Here is an 18,336-nt window from a genome sequence, read left to right on the forward strand (position 1 = left end):
CCTTTTGCGGGCCTATATCGCCTTTCAACAGCGGCACCTTCGGTCACTGACCTGAGGTTCCACCGGGAAATATCGACGGGCCGCGAGCCCGTTTTTTTGTTTTTGGACTACCGATGAATGATCTTATCGCCAAAGCGGCAATGGACCGCCGTGTCGCAGAGATAATTACTCCTGTCGTTGAAGACATGGGGTTCGAAATCGTGCGCGTCCGGCTGACGAAAACCACCAAACAGACCACGCTTCAGGTTATGGCCCAGAGGCCCGACGGCACCATCGAAGTGGATGACTGCGGCGAGATTTCGACCGCTATCTCTGCTGTTCTGGACGTCGAGGACCCGATTATCGAAGCTTACGACCTTGAAGTGTCGTCGCCGGGCATCGACCGCCCGCTGACCCGCCTCAAGGACTTTGATCAGTGGGCCGGTTATGTGGCCAAGCTCGAAACCGATGAACTGATCGACGGTCGCCGCCGCTTCAAGGGCGTGCTTCAAGGCACCGAAGACGGCGAAGTCCTCATCACTCTGGACGACCAGAAAGATGACGTGACCATCGGTCTGAAATTCGAATGGCTGTCGGATGCCAAACTGGTGCTGACAGATGAACTGATCCGCGAAGTACTGCGCGGTCGCAAAGACAAGGGCCAGATCGACGAGGCCCAGTTTGACGAAGTTGAGACCATCATTGATGGCGACGAGGAGTAACTGACATGGCAATCACCTCTGCCAACCAGCTCGAACTGCTGCAAACCGCTGAAGCAGTCGCGCGCGAGAAGATGATCGATCCGGGCCTCGTGGTCGAAGCGATGGAAGAGTCGCTCGCCCGTGCTGCGAAGTCGCGCTACGGCTCCGAGATGGACATCCACGTCTCGATCGACCGCAAGACCGGTAAGGCGACCTTTACCCGCGTCCGCACCGTCGTCGAAGACGAAGAGCTGGAAAACTACCAAGCCGAGATGACCGTCGATCAGGCCAAGCAGTACATGGAAAACCCGCAGGTGGGTGACGTGTACTCCGAAGAGGTCCCGCCGGTCGAACTCGGCCGTATCGCTGCGCAATCGGCCAAGCAGGTTATCCTGCAAAAGGTCCGCGAAGCAGAGCGTGACAAGCAGTACAACGAATTCAAAGACCGCGTTGGCACCATCGTCAACGGTCTGGTCAAGCGCGAAGAATACGGCAACGTCATCGTCGATGTGGGCGCTGGTGAAGCTGTTCTGCGCCGCAATGAGAAAATCGGCCGCGAAGCATATCGCCCCGGTGACCGCGTTCGTGCGTTCGTTAAGGACGTTCGCCGCGAACAGCGTGGCCCGCAGATCTTCCTGTCGCGTACCGCTCCGGAATTCATGTCCGAGCTGTTCAAAATGGAAGTGCCGGAAATCTACGAAGGCATCATCCAGATCAAAGCCGTCGCCCGTGACCCGGGTTCGCGCGCCAAGATCGCCGTTGTGTCCTATGACGGCTCGATCGACCCCGTCGGCGCTTGCGTCGGTATGCGCGGTTCGCGCGTACAGGCCGTTGTGAACGAGCTTCAGGGCGAAAAGATCGACATCATTCCGTGGAATGAAGACACCCCGACCTTCCTCGTCAACGCACTGCAACCGGCTGAAGTATCGAAGGTTGTTCTGGACGAAGAAGCCGGCAAGATCGAAGTCGTTGTTCCCGAAGAGCAGCTGTCGCTGGCCATCGGCCGTCGCGGTCAGAACGTACGTCTGGCTTCGCAGCTGACCGCTCTCGACATCGACATCATGACCGAGGAAGAAGAATCCAAGCGTCGTCAGGCAGAGTTCGAAGAGCGCACCAAGCTGTTTGTCAACACGCTGGACCTCGATGAATTCTTCGCCCAGCTTCTGGTTTCGGAAGGCTTCACCAACCTCGAAGAAGTCGCCTATGTCGACCTCGACGAACTGCTGGTGATCGATGGTGTTGACGAAGGCACCGCTGAAGAACTTCAGGCCCGTGCCCGCGACTTCCTCGAAGCCCAGAACCGTGCAGCCCTCGAAAACGCCCGCAGCATGGGTGTCGAAGAGAGCCTCATCGAATTCGATGGCCTCACCCCGCAGATGGTCGAAGCTCTGGCCAACGACGGCGTGAAGACCCTTGAAGACTTCGCAACTTGCGCAGACTGGGAACTCGCCGGTGGTTGGACCACTGTCGACGGCCAGCGCGTGAAGGATGACGGTGTTCTGGAACAGTTCGACGTCAGCCTCGAAGAAGCGCAGACCATGATCATGACCGCCCGCATCATGCTGGGTTGGGTCGATCCGGCCGAGCTCGAAGCTGATGAAGACGAAGTAGAGGAGGCGGAGGAGTAATCCTCGGAGACCTTGTAAATTGACACGTGGCGGCCAACATAAGAACAGGGAAGCGGACTCCGAGCGTAAGTGCATTGTCACTGGCGAAGTCCAACCCAAAGCAGGACTGATCCGATTTGTGGTCGGTCCTGACAATCAGGTCGTACCCGACGTGCTTGAGAAACTGCCGGGGCGTGGACTGTGGGTCACCGCCTCGCGCGATGTGATTGAAAAGGCGGGCAAGGGCCAGTTCTCGCGCTCCGCCAAAATGGCCGTAACCGTACCGGACGCACTTGTAGACGAGGTGGAACGCCAACTCGTCAAGCGCGTTGTCGATCTGATCGCCCTGGCTCGCAAGGCGGGCCTCGCGGTCTGCGGCTTTGAAAAGGTAAAAGGTTGGCTGGCCGGCGGAGAAAATGTCCGCGTTCTGCTTCAGGCGAACGACGGCTCCACCCGCGGTAAGGCCAAACTCTGGACGCCTCAGGGCGCCCGATATTTCGACTGTCTGAGTGCCGAGGAATTGGGTTTGGCTTTCGGACGGCAAAGTGTGATACATGGCGCGCTCGCGACTGGCGGACTCAGCGACCGTGTTGTAGAGGAAGCAGCGAAGCTGAAAAGCATGCGCGACACTGACGGCGGCAATGGGGCCACCGGAAAGGATAAAGAATCGACATGAGCGATAACGACGGTAAAAAACCACTTGGTCTCCGCGGCGGCGCCGGCAACGTGAAGCAAAGCTTCAGCCACGGACGCACCAAGAACGTCGTGGTAGAAACCAAGCGTAAGCGCGTCGTGGTACCGAAGCCCGGCGCGTCGAAGTCCGGTTCGGCCTCGCCGAAAGCCGGTGATCCTTCGCGTCGTCCGGCTGGCATTTCGGATGCCGAACTGGAACGCCGTATGAAGGCACTCGCGATGGCGAAAGCCCGCGAAGCAGATGATCAAGCCAAGCGCGAAGCCGAAGAACGTGCACGCGAAGAAGAGCGCGAGCGCCGCAAGGCAGAAGCCGAAGCCAAGGAGCGCGAAGAGCGCGAACGCGAAGAAGCACTTCGCGCCAAGGCCGAGGAAGAAGAGCGCAAGAAGCGTGAAGCCGAAGAGGCCGCCAAGCGCGACGCACAGCAGAAAGCTGCCGCCAAAGAGAAGCGCCAGCAGCCCGCAGCTGCATCGCAAGCTCCGGCTGACCCTTCGGTTGCACAAGCTGCCGAAGCACGCGGTGCCGGTCCGACCGGTGCGCGCAAGCCGGATCGTGAACGCGACAACCGCAACAACGACAACAAGCAAAACCGTGGCAAAGGCCGTGGCGACGACAACCGTCGTTCGGGCAAGCTGTCGCTGAACGACGCTCTGTCGGGGCGCGACGGTGGCCGTCAGCGTTCGATCGCAGCAATGCGCCGCAAGCAGGAAAAGGCCCGCCAGAAAGCTATCGGCGGCCAGCAGCAGCGTGAAAAGGTTGTCCGTGAAGTCCAGCTTCCGGAAATCATCACGGTTGCAGAGCTTGCTAACCGTATGGCCGAGCGCGTCGCTGACGTCGTTAAGGCGCTGATGCAGAACGGCATCATGGCAACGCAGAACCAGTCGATCGACGCGGATACCGCGGAACTGATCATCGAGGAATTCGGCCACCGCGTACAGCGTGTGTCGGATGCCGACGTTGAACAGGCGATTGATCAGGTCGAGGACAAGTCGGAAGACCTCCAGTCGCGTCCGCCGGTCATCACCATCATGGGTCACGTTGACCACGGTAAGACCTCGCTGCTCGACGCTATTCGTAAAGCAAACGTTGTTTCCGGCGAAGCCGGCGGCATCACCCAGCACATCGGTGCTTATCAGGTAACCACCGACTCCGGTGCGGTTCTGTCGTTCCTCGACACTCCAGGCCACGCGGCGTTTACCTCGATGCGTGCCCGCGGTGCTCAGGTGACAGACATCGTTGTACTCGTTGTTGCTGCTGACGACGCGGTTATGCCGCAGACCATCGAAGCGATCGCTCACGCGAAAGCTGCGAAGGTTCCGATGATCGTCGCGATCAACAAGTGCGATAAGCCCGACGCAAACGCCGTGAAGGTACGTACCGACCTGCTCCAACACGAAGTTCTCGTGGAAGAAATGGGCGGTGATGTTCAGGACGTCGAAGTTTCGGCAAAGACCGGCAAAGGTCTTCCGGAACTGCTCGAAGCCATCGCGCTTCAGGCCGAAATCCTCGAACTTCAAGCGAACCCCGATCGTGCAGCTGCCGGTGCCGTCATCGAAGCCCAGCTCGACGTCGGTCGTGGTCCGGTTGCCACCGTTCTGGTTCAGAACGGCACTCTCAAGCGCGGCGATATCTTCGTCGTGGGCGAGCAGTGGGGTAAGGTCCGCGCGCTGATTAACGACAAGGGCGACCGCGTCGAAGAAGCTGGTCCGTCGGTTCCGGTCGAGGTCCTTGGCCTCAACGGAACGCCGGAAGCCGGTGACGTGCTCAACGTTGTCGAGACCGAAGCTCAGGCCCGCGAAATCGCTGACTACCGTGCTCACGCTGCCAAAGAGAAGCGTGCCGCTGCCGGTGCTGCGACGACCCTTGAACAGCTCATGGCGAAAGCCAAAGAGGACAAGAACGTCGCCGAACTGCCGATCGTGGTCAAAGCCGACGTTCAGGGTTCTGCCGAAGCTATCGTTCAGGCGATGGAGAAGATCGGCAACGAAGAGGTCCGCGTTCGCGTCCTGCACCACGGTGTAGGTGCGATCACCGAAACCGATATCGGCCTCGCCGAAGCATCGGGCGCTCCGGTCATGGGCTTCAACGTTCGTGCAAACGCTCCGGCCCGTAACTCGGCCAACCAGAAGGGCGTCGAGATCCGCTACTACTCGGTGATCTACGACCTCGTAGACGACGTGAAGAAAGCGGCCTCGGGTCTGCTGTCTGCCGAAGTCCGCGAAAACTTCATCGGCTACGCGTCGATCCGCGAAGTGTTCAAGGTTTCGAACGTCGGCAAGGTTGCCGGTTGTCTCGTCACCGAAGGTGTTGCTCGCCGCTCGGCCGGTGTTCGCCTTCTGCGCGACGACGTGGTTATCCACGAAGGCACGCTCAAGACGCTCAAGCGCTTCAAGGACGAAGTCAAAGAAGTCATCTCCGGTCAGGAATGTGGCATGGCTTTCGAAAACTACGACGACATCCGCCCTGGCGATGTCATCGAAATCTTCGAGCGCGAAGAAGTGGAGCGCAGCCTGTAATAGGGCTGCCCACAAACCAATTAAAAAAGGGACGGTCGAAAGACCGTCCCTTTTTCGTTGCGGAGTGGCGCTTGGTATTTAGTTACGTGCGATGGGTGTTCCTGCGAACTGGCGACCGTTGACCTCCACAACGATACGACCGTTTTCGAGAGCCTTGACGAAAAGGCCCTGCACAGAAACGCAACTTCCTACCACGATGGTTCTGAGCATTTTGACACCTGCTTGCATGAGTGATGTCTTATTCTACCACAGGGCTGTTGAGTGCGCACGAAAATTTCACGCAAATGACACAAATTATTTTTATCTTGCGTGAGTGTTTCTGCGATGCAGCAAAGAATGCTGCTATGCAGCTTTGGTGACAGGCTTTCCAACGAACTGCCGGTCCTCGACGCGGACGACAACACGTCCGTCTTCGAGTTGGCGGACGAACAGTCCTTGGACAGACACACAGGTGCCGATGGTGATGGTGCGGAACATCGTCCGATTCTCCAAAAAGATACTGGGTACAGTACAACTTTAAGGAAAATCGGCTTTTCAATTAAGCAAGCAGAGGGATTGTTCCCTATAGCCAGTCGCGGAGGATCGGTATCAGAGGGATATCGGCAGGAGGCATCGGGTAATCCCGCAGCTCGTTCCCACGCACCCATTTCAGGGTCTGACCTTCCTGCGCCTGCGGTGTGCCGTTCCAGCGGCGGCAGGCGAAGAGGGGCATCAGTAGGTGGAAATCGTCGTAGTTATGGCTCGCGAAAGTGAGAGGCGCGAGGCAGGAATCCCACGTTTCGATGCCAAGTTCCTCATGAAGCTCGCGAATCAGGGCAGCTTCGGGCGTCTCACCGGGCTCTACTTTGCCGCCGGGAAACTCCCACAGACCGGCGAGCGATTTGCCCTCGGGACGCTGCGCAAGCAGAACGCGCCCATCGACATCGATGAGCGCGACTGCGGAAACGAGGATGATCTTCTTGCTCACGAGCGGTAGTCCGCGTTGATGCGGATGTATTCGTAGGTCAGATCACAGGTCCAAACTGTCGAAGCGCCAGAGCCGATGCCGAGGTCAACGCCGATGACCAGCTCTTCGTTCTTCATGTAGGCCGCGGCTTCGGCTTCGGAGTAGTTCGGCGCGCGCCAGCCGTTCTCGGCCACTGTGATGTCGCCAAAGCGGATCGACAGTCGGTCACGGTCGGCCTCAGCGCCAGATTTACCCACGGCAGCCACGATGCGGCCCCAGTTGGCGTCCTGACCGGCGATAGCGGTCTTGACGAGCGGGGAGTTCGCGACCGACAGACCCACGCGCTTGGCGTCGGCGTCGTTAGCAGCGCCCGTGACTTGGATCTCGACGAATTTCGTCGCGCCTTCGCCGTCGCGGATCACCTGATGCGACAGGTCGAGCATGACCTTGTGCAGCGCGTCCTCGAAATCGGCGTTGCCGGTCACGTCCACGCCCGAAGCGCCCGTTGCGCCGATCAGTAGCGTGTCGGAGGTCGAGGTGTCGCTGTCGACGGTGATGCAGTTGAAGGTCTTGTCGGTGAGTTTCGACAGGATGCCCTGAAGCGCCTCATGGCCGATTTTCGCATCCGTAAAGATGTATACCAGCATCGTCGCCATATCAGGCGCGATCATGCCCGAGCCTTTGGCGATACCCGAGATTTTGACCTGCTTGCCATCCACATTGATGGTTGCGGCCGAGCCCTTGGGGAAGGTGTCGGTGGTCATGATCGCTTTTGCAGCGTCGGCCATCGTATCAGCGGACAGGTTATCCTGAAGCTCGCCGATCTTGGCGGTGATGCGGTCGTAGGGCAGGGGCTCACCGATCACGCCCGTGGAGGACGTGAAGATGCGGTCTGTTGCGATGCCGGTCTGTTCGGCGACCGAAGCGCAGAGGCTGTCGACAGCCTCCACACCGTTGCGACCGGTGAAGGCATTGGAATTGCCCGAGTTTACGATAATAGCGGCCCGTCCCGCCTGCGATTTGCCGTTCTTGGCCTGACAGTCCAGCACGTTGGCCGACCGCGTGGCAGAGCGGGTGAAAACGCCCGCAACGGTGCTGCCTTCCGCCAATTCGGCGAGCATCACATCGGTGCGGTTCTTGTATTTCACACCAGCCATTGCGGTGGCAAAGCGGACGCCTTCAATAACCGGAAGTTCAGGGAAAGAGGCGGGAGCAAGTGGCGAGACGGGCATGTTTTTACTGGTCCAGAAGCTGGATGTTGGAGATCAGAGCGGGATCGAACTCGACCTCGCTGCGGGTAACGTCAGCACCTTCTTCGAGCCCGGCGACGTATTCGTCAATCGCAGCGGTCTGGATTTCGTTCGCGAGCTGACCAGCGGTCTGCTGAAGCGTCGGTGCTTCGGTGTCGCGGGTGTCTTCCAGCTTCACGATGTGCCAGCCGAATTGGGTCTGAACCGGATCGGAGACTTCGCCCTTTTCAAGCGAGGTGACGGTGTCTTCGAACTCGGGGACCATCACGCCGGTGCCGAACCAGCCGAGATTGCCGCCGTTGGCCGAGGTGGTGTCGAGCGAAACGTCTGCCGCAACGTCAGCGAATTCCTCGCCAGCGCCAAGGCGTTCGACGACAGCCTGCGCTTCTTCTTCGGTTTGCACGAGAATGTGAGAAGCATTGTATTCGGTGGCCGGTACGAAGTCGGCGACCATCTTTTCGTAAGCGGCGTTCACGGCCTCTTCCGAAACGGCTTCTTCGCTCACGCGAGCGAGCACTTCACCAGCGAGAATGCTGCGCTCTTCGTTTTCGATGGCGTACTGCGCACGGGCCGGTACGTCCTCGAGGTCGTCGGCCAGAAGTTGCTGTTGGATCAATTGGTTAAGTACACCTTCCCACAGCACGTCAGCGGGGAGCTGCTGGTACTGCTGGGGCAGGGCAGAGGCTGCAATGATGATGTTGGCAACGGTGATGTCGGTACCGTCAACGGTCGCAACGACCGTGTCGGCATTCACGTCCGCCGTTGCGGCTTCGGCAGTGTCCTGCGCTTGTGCTGTTGCTGCAATCAGAGCGACAGCGCTTGCCGTGGCGAATGTGGCAAATTTCTTCATTAATCCGTTCCTATTAAGGCCACGGAAGCCCGTGGCGTTGACAGTTTATGGCCCTCCCCCTATTTCCCTTCAAGGCTCCTGAGGGAGGACAGCTTGCCAATGTGTAGGCTTTGAGGACTGGGCCGACAAGGAACGTCCTCATCATAACGACGTCAACAAGCCCCGATACGAGGGCGCGGAGAAAACATGCTGGGATTCGGAACGCTTGCCAAAAAGGTGTTTGGCACCGCGAACGACCGCCAAGTTAAGGCAACACGGCCGATTATCGCAAAAATCAACGCGCTGGAGCCGGAGTTCGAAAAGCTTTCCGACGAAGGACTGAAAGAGAAGACCGCGGAATTCAAGGAACGTATCGCCAAGGGCGAGAGCCTTGACGACCTGCTTCCCGAAGCGTTCGCAAACTGTCGTGAGGCCGCCAAGCGCGCCCTCGGCCTGCGCGCCTTCGATGTGCAGATGACCGGCGGTATCTTCATGCACCGCGGCAACATCGCCGAAATGCGCACCGGTGAAGGTAAAACGCTTGTCGCGACCTTCCCTGCCTACCTAAACGGCCTCACCGGTCGCGGCGTCCACGTCGTCACGGTGAACGACTACCTCGCCAAGCGCGACGCCGAATGGATGAGCAAAGTCTACGCGGCTCTGGGTCTGACCACTGGCATCGTGGTGCCGAACCAGCCAGAAGCGGACAAGAAGCAAGCCTACGCCTGCGATATCGTCTACTCGACGAACAACGAGCTGGGCTTCGACTATCTGCGCGACAACATGAAGTCCGAGCTGAACCAGATGATGCAGCGCGACCATTACTTCGCGATTGTGGACGAGGTCGACTCGATCCTGATCGACGAAGCGCGTACGCCGCTGATCATCTCCGGTCCTGCGCAGGACCGTTCGGACCTCTACATGGCCATCGACCGCGTGATCCCGACCCTGTCGGACGACCACTACACGATGGACGAAAAATCCCGTCAGGTGACCTTCACCGACGACGGCAACGATTTCCTCGAACAGCGCCTCCGCGCCGAAGCGATCCTGCCCGAAGGTCAGTCGCTCTACGATCCGGAGAGCAGCACCATCGTTCACCACGTGAACCAGGCGCTGCGTGCCCACAAGCTATTCACCCGCGACAAGGATTACATCGTTCGCGAAGGCAAAGAGATCGTCCTTATCGACGAATTCACCGGCCGCATGATGTCCGGTCGCCGTCTGTCGGACGGCCTGCACCAAGCCATCGAAGCCAAGGAAAACGTGGCGATCCAACCGGAAAACGTGACCCTCGCTTCGGTGACCTTCCAGAACTACTTCCGCCTCTACGACAAACTGGCCGGCATGACCGGTACCGCGATGACCGAGGCTGACGAATTCGCTGAAATCTACGGCCTCGGCGTGGTCGACATTCCGACCAACCGTCCGGTCCAGCGCCTCGACGAGCACGACCAAGTGTATCGCACCGCGCAGGAAAAGTTTGGCGCGATCGTCAAAGAGATCGAGAAGGCCCACGAAACCGGTCAGCCGGTGCTCGTCGGTACGACCTCGATCGACAAATCCGAATACCTGTCGACCCTGCTGAAGAACGCAGGCGTTCCGCACAACGTTCTGAACGCGCGCCAGCACGAGCAGGAAGCGCAGATCGTAGCTGACGCTGGTAAGATGGGCGCCGTCACTATCGCGACCAACATGGCGGGCCGTGGTACCGACATCAAACTCGGCGGCAACGTCGAGATGAAGGTCATGGACGCAATCGCGGCCAACCCCGAAGCCGATCCCGATGAAGTCCGCCGCCAGATCGAAGCCGAACACGCTTCGTCCGAGCAGGAAGTCAAAGACGCGGGCGGTCTGTTCGTTCTCGCGACCGAGCGCCACGAATCCCGCCGCATCGACAACCAGCTCCGCGGTCGTTCGGGCCGTCAGGGTGACCCCGGTCGTTCGGTGTTCTTCCTGTCACTCGAAGACGATCTGATGCGCATCTTCGGCTCCGACCGTCTGGACAAGGTTCTGTCGGGTCTGGGCATGAAAGAGGGCGAAGCGATCATCCACCCGTGGGTGAACAAGACGCTCGAACGCGCGCAGGCGAAGGTCGAAGGCCGTAACTTTGACATTCGTAAGCAGCTTTTGAAGTTCGACGACGTGATGAACGACCAGCGTAAGGTGATCTTCCGCCAGCGTCGCGAAATCATGGAGAACCACAACCTCTCCGAGACCGTCAAAGACATGCGTCACGACGTGATCGAGGATCTGGTCGACCAGTACGTTCCCGAGCGTTCTTACGCCGATCAGTGGGATGTGCAGGGCCTCTATGCTGCTGTGATCGAAAAGCTGGGCATCGACCTGCCGGTCATCCAGTGGGCCGAAGAAGACGGCGTTGACGATGAAGTCGTCCGTGACCGCCTCGTCGAAGCCGCTGACAAGATGATGGCCGAGAAGGAAGAAGCCTTCGGCTTTGACACCATGCGCAACATCGAAAAGCAGATCCTTCTGCAAACCATCGATGGCAAGTGGCGTGAGCACCTGCTGCGCCTCGAACACCTGCGTTCGGTCGTCGGTTTCCGTGGCTACGCGCAGCGCGACCCGTTGAACGAGTACAAGACCGAAGCCTTCCAGCTGTTCGAAAGCCTGCTCGAGTCGCTCCGTGAGGAAGTGACCCAGAAGCTGTCGCGCGTTCAGCCGATGACCAAGGAACAGCAGGAAGAACTGCTCAAGCGCTACATCCAGCAGCAGCGCGAAGCGCAAGCGGGTGCGGCTGCTCCGGCACCGACACCTGCCGCCGAGGCTCCGGCTGCCGAGGCGCGTCCGGGTTTTGACGAAAACGACGAGTCGACTTGGGGCAACCCGAGCCGCAACGACCCGTGCCCCTGTGGTTCGGGCGAGAAGTTCAAGCACTGCCACGGCCGCGTGGCCTGATCCCAGCGATCATCCAAGACTTGCGGGCGCCCTAGTGGCGCCCGTTTTCGTTGGTGGGAATCGATTCCAACGGGATAGGTCCCATTTGCGCGATGGCATAGTTTTGCCCTGTTTCGCGCGATGCGAGAGGCTGGATCGGTCCAATTCAGGGCAAATGCCTCATTTCGGCCCATATGTTTCCCACTCGGGGGCCTCGGGATACCACTTTTACGAGCGATCTTTGTCTGGAACGAAACGGCATTGATTGGGGGCGTTATGTCCTTCCTCCGCAAGACACTCACCATCGGATCGACCTTCACGGTTGCGCTGTGCATCGGCTTCGTGATGCAGAACGAAAACGCGATGGCGGCGCGGTTCGGGGAGGACACTCCGGAGGACTACACAGTCTCTATCCAGACGCCGACGCTCTGGGCGCCAGAAGTTGCTACCGCATCGTTCGAGCTGCCCGCGTTCGAGACCCCCGAAGTGCCCATGATGGTTCCGCAGTTGGCCGCCGCAGTGATGCCCGACGCTGCCGTCGGAGCAGCCCCTCAGGTTGAGATCAGCTGCACCCCGTCGCTGGGTGCGCAAACGGGCGACTTCGCGCTTGTCCGGCTGTCCCTGAATGCCTCGTGCTATCCGTCGACCGCGCTGACCATCCACCATCAGGGTATGATCTTCACCGCGACGACCGATGCTGCGGGGCAATTGCTTGTCGATGTTCCCGCGCTGACCGAGCACGCGATTTTCATTGCGGAATTTGCAAATGGTTATGGTGCTGTCGCCATCTCCGAAGTGCCTGAGCTGGCCCAGTACGACCGCGCGGTGCTGCAATGGAAAGGCGAAGCCGCTGTATCCATGCACGCTTTCGAATTCGGCGCGAACTTCGGCGATACTGGCCACGTCTGGTCGAATTCGCCGCGTTCGGCTTTCGCAGCTGACGAAGGGCAGGGGTTCCTGATGAAGCTGGGCGATAACAGCGCCGAGAACGCGCATCTGGCCGAGGTCTATACCTTTCCTGCCAGCGAGCCTAGTCAAGACGGCACTGTCGAGCTGAGCACCGAGGCTGTCATCACCGCCAACAACTGCGGTCAGGACGTCGCTGCGCAGAGCATTCAGGTGAACGGCGCCGCGCTTCCTGATGCGGTCGATCTGACGCTGCGGATGCCCGATTGCAGCGCGATCGGTGACATCATCGTCCTGAAGAACATGTTTCAGGACCTGCAGTTTCCGATCCGTTCATAACAGCCCTTCAGCGCGGAAGCTGAGCTCCGACGACTTGCCGATGATCAGGTGGTCGTGAAGCGATAGCCCGAGCACCTTCGCCGCCGCCTCGATCTGCTGCGTCACGCTGATATCCGCCTCGGACGGCGTAGGGTCACCCGATGGGTGGTTATGGACGAGGATCAACGCCGAGGCGTTCAGCTCCAGCGCACGTTTGACGACCTCGCGGGGGTAGACGGGCACATGATCTACGGTGCCGCGCGCCTGTTCTTCATCAGCAATCAGCACGTTTTTCCGGTCGAGAAAAAGGATGCGGAACTGCTCGATCTCTCTGTGCGCCATTACAGTGTGGCAGTAGTCTAGCACGGCGTCCCAACTGCTGATGACGGCGCGTTGCATGACCTTGGCTCGTGCAAGCCGCTGTGCGGCTCCTTCCACGATTTTCAATTCACATATGACAGCTTCGCCTACGCCGCTCACGCCGCGCAATTGGGCGGCGGGTGCTGATATCACTCGCCCGAAATCACCGAAATGGTCGATCAGCGCGCGCGCCAGTGGTTTGACGTCCTGACGCGGAATGGCCCTGAAAAGCACAAGCTCAAGCATTTCGTAGTCGGCCACAGCCGCAGAGCCGCCCTTCATGAACCTCTCGCGCAGACGCTTGCGGTGGTCACGCAGATACGACGGAGCCTTGGCGCCCGTTACCGGTGCCTCGTCGGACAGTGTGCGGAAAAGGAGTGGCGCTTCGGCCATGTGTGGATGCTCGGTCATGGCCTGAGCATCGCAAATGGTGCCTAATAAAGCGTAAAGGGCGATCCTAGGACCGCCCTTTGTCTCAGCCTTTCATCGAATCCCAGAAGCCTTTGACCGCTGAGAAGAACCGCGAGGTGTTCGGGTTGTTCTCTGCGCTCTCTTCTTGGAATTCGGCAAGGAGCTCTTTCTGACGCGCTGTCAGCTTGACCGGCGTTTCCACCTGCAACTCGATCAGCATATCGCCCTGACCGCCGCCACGGAGGGCAGGCATACCCTTTCCGCGCAGACGCATCTGGCGGCCGGACTGGCTGCCTTCGGGAATGCGGACGCGGCTGCGGCCACCGTCGATCGTCGGCACTTCGACGTCACCGCCAAGCGCTGCATCGACCATCGAAACAGGTACGCGGCAGAACAGCGTCGCGCCGTCGCGCTGGAACAACTGATGCTCTGCGACCTCGATAAAGATATAGAGATCGCCGGTCGGACCGCCGCGCATACCGGCCTCACCTTCGCCAGCGAGGCGAATGCGGGTGCCGGTTTCGACGCCAGCCGGAATGTTGGCCGAGAGCGATTTCTCTTTCTCGACGCGGCCGGCACCATGACAGACCTTACAAGGATTTTTGATGATCTGGCCGTTGCCGTTACAGGTCGGGCAGGTGCGCTCTACGGTAAAGAAGCCCTGCTGCGCGCGGACCTTACCCATGCCCGAACAGGTCGGACAGGTGACAGGCTCGCTTCCGCCTTCGGCGCCCGTGCCTTCACAGGAGCCGCAGGCCACTGCGGTCGGCACACGGATCGTTTTCTGGCTGCCCGTGTAGGCTTCTTCGAGCGAGATACCGAGGTTGTAGCGCAGGTCGTTGCCACGCTGAGCGCGCGGACGTCCGCCACCACCGCGGCCACCCATGAAGTCGCCGAACAGGTCGTCGAACACGTCCGAGAAGGCAGACGCAAAGTCGCCGTTTCCACCGCGGTATCCGCCGCCTGCGCCCGGATGTCCGCCCATACCGCCGTCGAATGCCGCGTGACCGTAGCGGTCGTATGCAGCTTTCTTTTCGGGGTCTTTCAGGACGTCGTAGGCTTCGTTCGCTTCTTTGAACTGCGATTCGGCGTCGGGATTGTCCGCATTGCGGTCAGGGTGGAGTTCCTTGGCTTTTTTACGATAGCCCTTTTTGATTTCCTCAGCGGTCGCGCCTTTGGAAATGCCGAGCACTTCGTAGTAATCGCGTTTGGACATTCGTTCCCCCTTAAAGGCAAGGAAAAAGACCGGCCCGGTTTGTCAGGCCGGTCTTTCCGTTTGTGCCTTGGGCCTTATTGGCCGCGCTTGTCTTCGCCGAGATCTTCGAAATCGGCATCGAGGATGTCGTCGTCGGCACCCTCTTCGTCAGCGGCCTTCTGCGCAGAGTTGCCGCCGTCTGCTTCGTCCTGGCTTGCTTTGTATATGGCTTCGCCAAGCTTCATCGCAGCTTCGGTGACGTTCTGGATACCCGCTTTGATCTTGTCCGGGTTATCGCTTTCCAGTTCGTCCTTCAGAGCGGCCAGAGCGAGTTCGATGGCTTCGACAGTCGACGGGTCAACCTTGTCGCCATGCTCTTCGATCGACTTCTCGGTCGAGTGGATCAGGCTTTCAGCCTGGTTCTTGGCTTCGACCAGTTCGCGGCGCTTCTTGTCGGCGTCAGCGTTGGCTTCGGCGTCCTTGACCATCTTATCGATGTCGGCGTCCGACAGACCGCCCGAAGCCTGAATGGTGATCGACTGCTCTTTGCCGGTGCCTTTGTCTTTGGCAGCGACGGAGACGATACCGTTGGCGTCGATGTCGAAGGTGACTTCGATCTGCGGCATACCGCGCGGAGCCGGCGGGATGTCTTCGAGGTTGAACTGACCGAGCATCTTGTTGTCGGCAGCCATTTCACGCTCGCCCTGGAAGACGCGCAGGGTCACGGCCGACTGATTGTCCTCGGCGGTCGAGAAGACCTGGGACTTTTTGGTCGGGATCGTGGTGTTGCGGTCGATCAGGCGGGTGAATACACCGCCGAGGGTTTCGATGCCGAGCGACAGCGGGGTCACGTCGAGCAGAACGAGGTCTTTCAGGTCGCCCTGAAGAACACCGGCCTGAATGGCAGCGCCCATGGCAACGACTTCGTCCGGGTTCACACCCTTGTGCGGCTCTTTACCGAAGAACTTCGATACTTCTTCCATGACCTTCGGCATACGGGTCATACCGCCGACGAGAACAACTTCGTCGATGTCCGAAGTGGTCAGACCAGCGTCCTTCAGAGCAGCCTGACACGGCTTGATCGAGTTCTTGATCAGGTCCGAAACAAGGCTTTCCAGCTTCGCACGGGTCAGTTTGATGACCATGTGCAGCGGCTGGCCGTTGGTGCCCATCGAGATGAACGGCTGGTTGATTTCGGTCTGCTGCGACGAGGACAGTTCGATCTTGGCCTTTTCGGCAGCTTCTTTCAGACGCTGCAGAGCCATCTTGTCCTTGGTCAGGTCGACGCCATGCTCTTTTTTGAACTCGTCAGCGAGGTAGTTGACGATGCGCATGTCGAAGTCTTCACCACCGAGGAAGGTGTCGCCGTTGGTCGACTTCACTTCGAAAAGGCCATCGTCGATTTCGAGGATGGTCACGTCGAAGGTACCGCCACCAAGGTCATAGACCGCGATGGTTTTGGTTTCTTCCTTGTCCAGACCGTATGCCAGAGCGGCAGCGGTCGGCTCGTTGATGATGCGCAGCACTTCGAGACCGGCGATCTTGCCGGCGTCTTTGGTGGCCTGACGCTGGGCGTCGTTGAAGTAAGCCGGAACGGTGATAACGGCTTGGGTTACTTCTTCACCGAGGTACGACTCGGCGGTTTCTTTCATCTTCTGGAGGATGAAAGCCGAAACCTGCGACGGGGAGTACTTGTCACCGCGTACTTCTACCCATGCGTCGCCATTGCCACCGTTAACGATGGAGTAGGGGACGAGTTTCTTGTCTTTTTCTACTGCGGCGTCGTCAACGCGGCGACCGATCAGACGCTTTACAGCGAAGACGGTGTTGTCCGGATTGGTGACAGCCTGACGCTTTGCCGGCTGGCCGACGAGGCGTTCGTCTTCGGTGAAGCCGACGATCGACGGCGTGGTACGGGCACCTTCGGCGTTTTCGATAACGCGCGGCTTGGAGCCGTCCATGATGGCAACGCAGGAGTTGGTGGTGCCGAGGTCAATCCCGATGACTTTTCCCATGTTTCAAAGCCCTTTCTTAAGCGGTTTGAGCGGCGCGAACCCGATCGGCGGCATCCGCACCTTGCTGGTTGTTCCAGAACGGAAATAAATCCGTTCCTTGGATCAAGCGGTATATAGGAGGCGACATTGCGCCCTGCAACGGGGTGAGAAGTACAAACTGTGCTAAATTTGCAACTTGGTGATCGAGCAATGAAAAATAGTCCCGAACCAACGGTGGTTGTGCGCCGGATTCCCGTGTGGAAGCAGCTTTTGTCGCCAGAGCAGCAGATCGCGATGGTTGAAGATTTGCGCGGAGTGGTGAAAGCCGCCCCTCTTTTTTCGCCGGTGACGCCAAGTGGCAAGGAAATGTCTGTACGCATGACCTCCGCCGGAAAATTCGGATGGGTGACCGACCGCCGCGGCTATCGCTACGAGCCGAAGCACCCGTCTGGCGCTCCGTGGCCGGAGGTGCCCGAGAGTGTTCTGGATGTCTGGCGCACTGTCAGCGGTTATGACCGTGATCCCGAAAGCTGCCTAGTCAACTTCTACGGCACCGACGCCAAGATGGGGATGCATCAGGACAAGGATGAAGCCGATTTCAATGCGCCCGTCGTTTCCATCTCGCTCGGCGATGCCGCACTGTTCCGGATCGGTAACCTTGAACGCGGCGGCAAAACCGAAAGCATTTGGCTCGAAAGCGGAGATGTCTGTGTCATCGGCGGCGAGGCGCGTCTGCTCTATCACGGCATTGATCGCATCCGCCCGGGATCGTCGTCGCTGCTCCCCAACGGCGGACGGATCAATGTCACAATGCGGGTGGTGACTTAGCGACCAGCGCCCCAGCTTGCCGATGCGTGGCGGCGGGTGAAGAATTCAGCCATCAGGCCAAGCACAAGGCAGGCGATACTTACCACGACCGGATACCAAATCGAGCTGTGGTGCGGGAAATAGTTCTCGAACACATAGCCGCGTTCTTGGTCGATGCAGTGGAACAGCGGGTTCCACTCGAACAGCACCAGAATATAGCCAGGTGTCGCGTTCGCTACGAACATCTTGCCCGACGCGATCATATTGGTGCGGGCGTAGACCGTTTGCGCGATGCGGGCGAAGTCGGGGAACCACGGCTTCATTGACAGGAAGATGATCCCCACACCGATGCCCGAGAACCACGCCAACAGGAACATCGCCATCGCGCCGACGGGGTCGTCAATCTCGATCGGGTTTCCGATGACGTGGTAAACATAAAGAATCGTCACCATCGACAGCACCTGCGTATAGAGCGAGGCCAAAGCGGCCGATGCGATCATGATAATGGAGTTCAGCGGCGCGTGCTTCAGTATCGACGACGTCGCGCCCTCGGCACCGAAAACAGCACCCATCGCCTTGGCATGCGTCATGAATAGAAACACGCCCGACATGATATAGAGCAGGAAGTCTCCGCGGATTTGCGCTCTGCTAACGCCCAAAATCTGAAACATTGCGTAGAAAGCGCCCACGAAAATAAGCGCCTGCAACATATTCAGCAGCAACCCGACGATCGCGTTCTTGTGGCCCTTACGGATTTCACGCACGGTCGAATGGAATGTCAGTTCAGCGATATTTAACGCCGATGCCCACATAGACTGTGGTTTGTAGGTGTTGAAAATCTGCTGGTCCATTCGGGTCCTATTCGGAGACAAAGCCAATGTGAGGCTTGCCGTTCCAATGTGGCTTTACCATAAGAAGCGTCGACGAC

The 18,336-nt window shown here is 59.1% G+C and carries 16 protein-coding genes; 7 read left to right on the plus strand and 9 right to left on the minus strand.

Translation table 11 applies throughout. From position 1 onward, the window contains the following. The first annotated feature begins 113 nt into the window (after window positions 1–113). The 4 genes from rimP to infB are packed head-to-tail and all read left to right on the plus strand — an operon-like array spanning window position 114 to window position 5,494. On the plus strand, window positions 114–701 hold the full coding sequence (gene rimP / locus HCZ30_RS03410; protein ID WP_167636372.1) for a ribosome maturation factor RimP: 588 nt from the start codon (window positions 114–116) through the stop codon (window positions 699–701). A gap of 5 nt (window positions 702–706) precedes the next feature. Continuing rightward, complete coding sequence (gene nusA, locus HCZ30_RS03415; RefSeq protein ID WP_167636373.1) at window positions 707–2,308, plus strand: transcription termination factor NusA; 1,602 nt, start codon at window positions 707–709, stop codon at window positions 2,306–2,308. A 19-nt stretch (window positions 2,309–2,327) separates the two neighbouring features. Next, on the plus strand, window positions 2,328–2,963 hold the full coding sequence (locus tag HCZ30_RS03420; RefSeq protein WP_167636374.1) for an RNA-binding protein: 636 nt from the start codon (window positions 2,328–2,330) through the stop codon (window positions 2,961–2,963). Further along, a complete protein-coding gene (infB, locus tag HCZ30_RS03425) occupies window positions 2,960–5,494 on the plus strand; it encodes a translation initiation factor IF-2 (RefSeq protein WP_167636375.1) in 2,535 nt (844 codons plus the stop codon). The genes HCZ30_RS03420 and infB overlap by 4 nt, the downstream gene beginning before the upstream one ends. A gap of 78 nt (window positions 5,495–5,572) precedes the next feature. On the opposite strand, the gene HCZ30_RS16720 is transcribed toward infB, so the two are convergent. The 5 genes from HCZ30_RS16720 to HCZ30_RS03440 form a co-directional block, all read right to left on the minus strand. Then, a complete protein-coding gene (locus HCZ30_RS16720; RefSeq protein ID WP_281352603.1) occupies window positions 5,573–5,704 on the minus strand; it encodes a hypothetical protein in 132 nt (43 codons plus the stop codon). Between the two features lie 132 nt (window positions 5,705–5,836). Beyond that, the gene (locus tag HCZ30_RS16725) at window positions 5,837–5,971 is read right to left on the minus strand and encodes a hypothetical protein (RefSeq protein ID WP_281352604.1); all 135 of its coding nucleotides are present in this window, start codon (window positions 5,969–5,971) and stop codon (window positions 5,837–5,839) included. A gap of 85 nt (window positions 5,972–6,056) precedes the next feature. Next, on the minus strand, window positions 6,057–6,461 hold the full coding sequence (mutT, locus tag HCZ30_RS03430) for an 8-oxo-dGTP diphosphatase MutT (protein ID WP_167636376.1): 405 nt from the start codon (window positions 6,459–6,461) through the stop codon (window positions 6,057–6,059). Then, a complete protein-coding gene (gene argJ, locus HCZ30_RS03435; RefSeq protein ID WP_167636377.1) occupies window positions 6,458–7,672 on the minus strand; it encodes a bifunctional glutamate N-acetyltransferase/amino-acid acetyltransferase ArgJ in 1,215 nt (404 codons plus the stop codon). Before argJ ends, mutT begins: the two co-directional genes overlap by 4 nt. A 4-nt stretch (window positions 7,673–7,676) precedes the next feature. Further along, on the minus strand, window positions 7,677–8,540 hold the full coding sequence (locus HCZ30_RS03440; protein WP_167636378.1) for a peptidylprolyl isomerase: 864 nt from the start codon (window positions 8,538–8,540) through the stop codon (window positions 7,677–7,679). A gap of 186 nt (window positions 8,541–8,726) precedes the next feature. Between HCZ30_RS03440 and secA the strand changes: the two genes are divergently transcribed. Both secA and HCZ30_RS03450 read left to right on the plus strand, forming a co-directional pair. Beyond that, entirely contained in the window at window positions 8,727–11,438 is a 2,712-nt protein-coding gene (secA, locus tag HCZ30_RS03445; protein ID WP_167636379.1) for a preprotein translocase subunit SecA, read from the plus strand. Window positions 11,439–11,693: 255 nt separating this feature from the next. Then, window positions 11,694–12,662 carry a hypothetical protein gene (locus HCZ30_RS03450; protein WP_167636380.1) on the plus strand — a complete coding sequence of 323 codons (969 nt, stop codon included), beginning with the start codon at window positions 11,694–11,696 and terminating at the stop codon, window positions 12,660–12,662. On the opposite strand, the gene radC is transcribed toward HCZ30_RS03450, so the two are convergent. The 3 genes from radC to dnaK all read right to left on the minus strand — a co-directional run bounded on the left by radC (window position 12,657) and on the right by dnaK (window position 16,622). Then, a complete protein-coding gene (gene radC / locus HCZ30_RS03455; protein ID WP_167636381.1) occupies window positions 12,657–13,412 on the minus strand; it encodes a RadC family protein in 756 nt (251 codons plus the stop codon). The genes HCZ30_RS03450 and radC overlap by 6 nt on opposite strands. A 64-nt stretch (window positions 13,413–13,476) precedes the next feature. After that, a complete protein-coding gene (gene dnaJ, locus HCZ30_RS03460) occupies window positions 13,477–14,628 on the minus strand; it encodes a molecular chaperone DnaJ (RefSeq protein ID WP_167636382.1) in 1,152 nt (383 codons plus the stop codon). Window positions 14,629–14,702: 74 nt separating this feature from the next. Next, window positions 14,703–16,622 carry a molecular chaperone DnaK gene (gene dnaK, locus HCZ30_RS03465; protein ID WP_167636383.1) on the minus strand — a complete coding sequence of 640 codons (1,920 nt, stop codon included), beginning with the start codon at window positions 16,620–16,622 and terminating at the stop codon, window positions 14,703–14,705. A 189-nt stretch (window positions 16,623–16,811) separates the two neighbouring features. On the opposite strand from dnaK, the gene HCZ30_RS03470 reads away from it, so the two are divergent. Next, window positions 16,812–17,429: an alpha-ketoglutarate-dependent dioxygenase AlkB family protein gene (locus HCZ30_RS03470; protein ID WP_167636384.1), complete on the plus strand. Its 618-nt coding sequence runs from the start codon at window positions 16,812–16,814 to the stop codon at window positions 17,427–17,429. On the opposite strand, the gene HCZ30_RS03475 is transcribed toward HCZ30_RS03470, so the two are convergent. Beyond that, window positions 17,426–18,247, minus strand: a complete 822-nt coding sequence (locus HCZ30_RS03475; RefSeq protein ID WP_167637051.1) for an ABC transporter permease — start codon at window positions 18,245–18,247, stop codon at window positions 17,426–17,428. The two genes, HCZ30_RS03470 and HCZ30_RS03475, sit on opposite strands and share 4 nt — an antisense overlap. Between the last annotated feature and the right edge of the window lie 89 nt (window positions 18,248–18,336).

The sequence above is a fragment of the Marivivens donghaensis genome, from assembly GCF_011806565.1.
Classification (GTDB): Bacteria; Pseudomonadota; Alphaproteobacteria; order Rhodobacterales; family Rhodobacteraceae; genus Marivivens; species Marivivens donghaensis_A.

What these genes read in the sequence shown, in the direction of transcription:
- rimP (WP_167636372.1), top strand. Translation starts at nt 114, where the DNA reads ATGAATGATCTTATCGCCAAAGCGGCAATGGACCGCCGTGTCGCAGAG.
- nusA (WP_167636373.1), top strand. Translation starts at nt 707, where the DNA reads ATGGCAATCACCTCTGCCAACCAGCTCGAACTGCTGCAAACCGCTGAA.
- infB (WP_167636375.1), top strand. Translation starts at nt 2,960, where the DNA reads ATGAGCGATAACGACGGTAAAAAACCACTTGGTCTCCGCGGCGGCGCC.
- HCZ30_RS16720 (WP_281352603.1), bottom strand. Translation starts at nt 5,704, where the DNA reads ATGCTCAGAACCATCGTGGTAGGAAGTTGCGTTTCTGTGCAGGGCCTT.
- HCZ30_RS16725 (WP_281352604.1), bottom strand. Translation starts at nt 5,971, where the DNA reads ATGTTCCGCACCATCACCATCGGCACCTGTGTGTCTGTCCAAGGACTG.
- argJ (WP_167636377.1), bottom strand. Translation starts at nt 7,672, where the DNA reads ATGCCCGTCTCGCCACTTGCTCCCGCCTCTTTCCCTGAACTTCCGGTT.
- HCZ30_RS03440 (WP_167636378.1), bottom strand. Translation starts at nt 8,540, where the DNA reads ATGAAGAAATTTGCCACATTCGCCACGGCAAGCGCTGTCGCTCTGATT.
- secA (WP_167636379.1), top strand. Translation starts at nt 8,727, where the DNA reads ATGCTGGGATTCGGAACGCTTGCCAAAAAGGTGTTTGGCACCGCGAAC.
- HCZ30_RS03450 (WP_167636380.1), top strand. Translation starts at nt 11,694, where the DNA reads ATGTCCTTCCTCCGCAAGACACTCACCATCGGATCGACCTTCACGGTT.
- radC (WP_167636381.1), bottom strand. Translation starts at nt 13,412, where the DNA reads ATGACCGAGCATCCACACATGGCCGAAGCGCCACTCCTTTTCCGCACA.
- dnaJ (WP_167636382.1), bottom strand. Translation starts at nt 14,628, where the DNA reads ATGTCCAAACGCGATTACTACGAAGTGCTCGGCATTTCCAAAGGCGCG.
- dnaK (WP_167636383.1), bottom strand. Translation starts at nt 16,622, where the DNA reads ATGGGAAAAGTCATCGGGATTGACCTCGGCACCACCAACTCCTGCGTT.
- HCZ30_RS03470 (WP_167636384.1), top strand. Translation starts at nt 16,812, where the DNA reads ATGAAAAATAGTCCCGAACCAACGGTGGTTGTGCGCCGGATTCCCGTG.